Raw genomic sequence first — 3,384 nt, 5'->3', positions numbered from 1 at the left:
TCGACGCCCGCTCCTGCAGGCTGTCGCGGACAACGCCCGGCCTGTCGCCCAGGGTCTCGCGGATCAGGGTCTCGTTGATGATATCCCCGCCCAGCGAGGCGATGGTGGCCCGGCCCCCCGCGTCGATGATCCCCGAGCGGTTGGTGATGTCGCCCCCCGCGATCAGGGTCATGTCGTGCGAGATCAAACCGGGTCAAATCGCATCGCGATTTAACCCGGGGACTTTGATCTCCAGATTTGGAGGACCGGCTTGCCGGTCCGGGAGCGGATGACGCCGGAGTTGTCGATGGTATCGTCGGCAATGATGGTGACGCTGTCGCCTTCCACCAGGGCCGCCTGCTGGGTGATCCGACCGCGAGAGGCCGAGGCCAGATAGACCTGGGGCACCAGAACGCTTTTGCCGTCGATCTGCTTGGTGACGTACCAGTGCAAAAGCACTGGTCTTTTCTTTGTGCATCAACTTTCCAAACTCAGGCGAAAGCCTTCGTTTGGGTTGATGCACCAGACGATGTCCGAGTTCAGCGCCGCCACCTGCTCCTTGGACAGCGCAATCCCCGGGGTCAGCTGCAGGCTGCCGACCTGGGCTGCAGCGTTGTCGATCAGCGCCTTGACCTGCAGGGTGTCGGTGGTCACCGAGGGGTTCAACCACCGCTTCCCGGCGATCCGCTGGATCTCGCTCGCCACAGTGCGACTGTCAAAAGTGGCGTCGCCCAGGGTCGTGACATTGGGGTCCGAGAAACTGATCCCCGTCTGCTCCTGGAAATAATCCGAGCCGTAGAAGGTGCCGAAGTCCGTGTAGTCGAAGCGGGTTTCGTACAGGTGCCGGGAGGAGGGGGCCGCCGGGCGGAACAGCGCCGTGAAGCCCGCCAGGGACTGGGACAGGACCGTCCGCACAGCCGAGCCAGACAGGCCATCCAGCGCCAGCGCGCCGAAGGACAGGCGGTCGGAGGGGCCGCGACCCGCCGCTTCGACTGCCGCTTTGCCCGCCGCTTCGACTGCCGCTTTGCCTGCCGCTTCACCCGCCGCTTTGCCTGCCGCTTTGCTTGCCGCTTCGCCCACCACCGAGCCCGAACCGAACAGCCCCGAACCGACACCGCCAAACGCCAGGGCCGCATAGAGGTCCAGGTCCTGGGCGGCGATGATGGTCCGGCCACCGACACCGGTGACTTCCGAAAGACCTTTCATGTCCCAGCTGTCGTGGTCCCGGGGGTCCTCGCTGGTGTTGTCGAAGGTGCCGACGTTGATGTTGACCCCGCCGCCAGCCTGGATGATCGAGCCGACACCCGGGCCGATGATCTCTCCGGCATAGACCGTGCCGCCCTCGTTCCTGAACCAGACGCAGGGGCCGCCGAAACAGCGGTTGAATTGGCCATTCGTGGCCCATTCAAACCACAGGGTGGCGACGTTCTCGATGCCCTTGTTGACCAGGGAATTGGCGCTGATCGCCAAGTCGCCCCCGGCCGCAAGGGTCGAGAAGTCGTTGAGAACCTCGCCCCCCGCGTCGATGGTCAGGTTCCGGCCGGCGACGATCTCGCCCTTGCCGGTGCTCGCCCCCGTGGCCGTGGCAACCGTGCCGTAGAGTTTGACCGTAACATTGCCCGTGTCGTAATAAACCGTCCAATCCAGACCCGGATAGGGATGGTCGATGACCACCGTCGAGCCGTCTTTCATGTAGGCATAACCCTCCGGCGTGATGACCGCGCCGGGGACGGAGTTCCGTGCGGGCACGCCAGGGGTTTCGCCGAAGGTGCCCTCGTAGATCAGGACGTTTTCTTTAACCTCGAAGTCACTGTCGCCCTGGTTATGAATCGACCCGGCGCGCAGCAACACATCGCCGCCATCGCTTTGGATCACCCCCAGGCTGTTGGTGATCGACCCCGCCCGACCGCCGCCCAGGCCGGTAATGGCCATATCCCCGCCGGAGAGGATGGCACCCTGGTTGTTGCTGACCGCCCCCGAAACCTGGGCGGTCAGTGTCCCGCCCGCCAGGATCAAATCGCTATTCTTGACTTTCGCGACTTTCGCGACCACTTTGGGATTCACGTCGGACACAGCACACCGCCGATATCCGTGATCTCTCCTCAGGCCTCGCCACAACCCACCGCGCCCTTGATCCCAATGCTGAGCGCGACCTCAGCGACACAACCAAAAACCTTCAAGCCGTGACCACAAAGCTCCCCTCCGAAACAACATTCCTCAATGGTCTCGCATCCCGGCCCGAAGGGCGCGATGCACGATCGAAATGGGATTGGGTCGCGCTCGCCGTAGGCATGGTAATCGCCGCAGTTCTGGCGGGCAGAGGCGCGTTCTTCGCAGCAAAGGCAAACATCAAACGCAACGATTTCCAACGCTCAATCCAGCTTATCACCCAATACGACGACGTAGGATAGTGCAACTTGGCTAACGCACCAATCATTCAAGATCGGAACGGCCTGTCGTACTGCGCCATCGCCATGCAAGAGTATCAGGAGCCCGAGGAAGGGGCGGAGTGAGGAAAGAAGGCGTCGTTTTCAAAATAGTAGCAAACCGCATTACACAATTCGGACCGGGTCGCCGCCGGGTTGTCCCGCAACAGGTGTTCTTGAACCGATCTAATATCCTGTATCGACAGGAACTCATCCATCGCATGTTGCTCAACTAGCAACGGCGTAAAATTGTCGGCACCCAGCTCCGCATCATCTGGATCAAGAACGATGCATTGAGATTTCATCGTAATAGCCGACTTGCGATCCAGAAAAACCCAGTCTCGCCATGAATATGACGCTAGATTTTCCAAGACTTCGGTCAACGTCCGCATCATCATTCTGTTCCCCAAATAGAGTAACCGTCAGAACTATCAGGGTGCAGAGAATCCTGAACAGGGCCAGACGCGGTATGTTGATCCCGTGGAACCAACTGCATTTGTCCGGGAGTATCTCCGTGGTGCCAAGTTACGTCAGGGGTTGGAGCTGACCTTGGATAAGCGCCACGAGGCCCCGGTCTGACGCCATGAACAATACCCGGATACAGGCTTTCCATCCGTGCGGCATATGCTGGATCAGCTTCAAAGGCTTCATGCAAAGCCTGGTTGGAAATCTGATTATGCCTTTGGCGAGAAACACCGGGATAAGCACTTGAGGGCATTTGAACTTCAGCCGCCACAGAGTAGTTTGGGCTATCTGTTGGCCTAACTAACGCACCGTTTGACGTCTCAATGGGACTCTATTTGGCAGATCAACCTTTGGCAAGCTTCCGGTATGCCGTGCCTTTTCAATCACGAGAGTGTCCGGCCTTCTGTGTACAGGATTATGGTGCCATGCTTTCCTGAATGAGAAGGAAGGCAGGAATGACGATATCCGATCATCTTATTGACGAACTATTGAAGGGCTGCGAGCGTCCGGAAGA

General features: G+C 59.7%; 5 protein-coding genes. 1 reads left to right on the top strand and 4 read right to left on the bottom strand.

Features of this window, described 5'->3' with window-relative positions; translation table 11 throughout:
• Positions 1-210: 210 nt before the first annotated feature.
• Complete coding sequence (locus tag ACLIRY_RS26745) at positions 211-438, bottom strand: hypothetical protein (protein ID WP_413208471.1); 228 nt, start codon at positions 436-438, stop codon at positions 211-213.
• Between the two features lie 18 nt (positions 439-456).
• Positions 457-2,052, bottom strand: a complete 1,596-nt coding sequence (locus ACLIRY_RS26740) for a hypothetical protein (RefSeq protein WP_413208470.1) — start codon at positions 2,050-2,052, stop codon at positions 457-459.
• A 110-nt stretch (positions 2,053-2,162) separates the two neighbouring features.
• Here ACLIRY_RS26740 and ACLIRY_RS26735 point away from each other — a divergent pair, with 110 nt between their 5' ends.
• Complete coding sequence (locus ACLIRY_RS26735; RefSeq protein ID WP_413208469.1) at positions 2,163-2,390, top strand: hypothetical protein; 228 nt, start codon at positions 2,163-2,165, stop codon at positions 2,388-2,390.
• Between the two features lie 74 nt (positions 2,391-2,464).
• On the opposite strand, the gene ACLIRY_RS26730 is transcribed toward ACLIRY_RS26735, so the two are convergent.
• Positions 2,465-2,800, bottom strand: a complete 336-nt coding sequence (locus ACLIRY_RS26730) for a hypothetical protein (RefSeq protein WP_413208468.1) — start codon at positions 2,798-2,800, stop codon at positions 2,465-2,467.
• On the bottom strand, positions 2,800-3,141 hold the full coding sequence (locus tag ACLIRY_RS26725) for an HNH endonuclease (protein ID WP_413208467.1): 342 nt from the start codon (positions 3,139-3,141) through the stop codon (positions 2,800-2,802). The genes ACLIRY_RS26730 and ACLIRY_RS26725 overlap by 1 nt, the downstream gene beginning before the upstream one ends.
• Positions 3,142-3,384: the final 243 nt, after the last annotated feature.

The organism is Rhodospirillum sp. A1_3_36 (assembly GCF_047263945.1).
Taxonomy (GTDB): Bacteria; Pseudomonadota; Alphaproteobacteria; order Rhodospirillales; family Rhodospirillaceae; genus Rhodospirillum.
The sequence above is the reverse complement of the archived record's forward strand: the minus strand, read 5'-3'. Positions and strand labels throughout refer to the sequence as shown.

Bases quoted from the DNA above. Each gene is read 5' to 3' on its own strand.
- ACLIRY_RS26730 (WP_413208468.1), bottom strand. From the start codon at position 2,800: ATGATGCGGACGTTGACCGAAGTCTTGGAAAATCTAGCGTCATATTCA.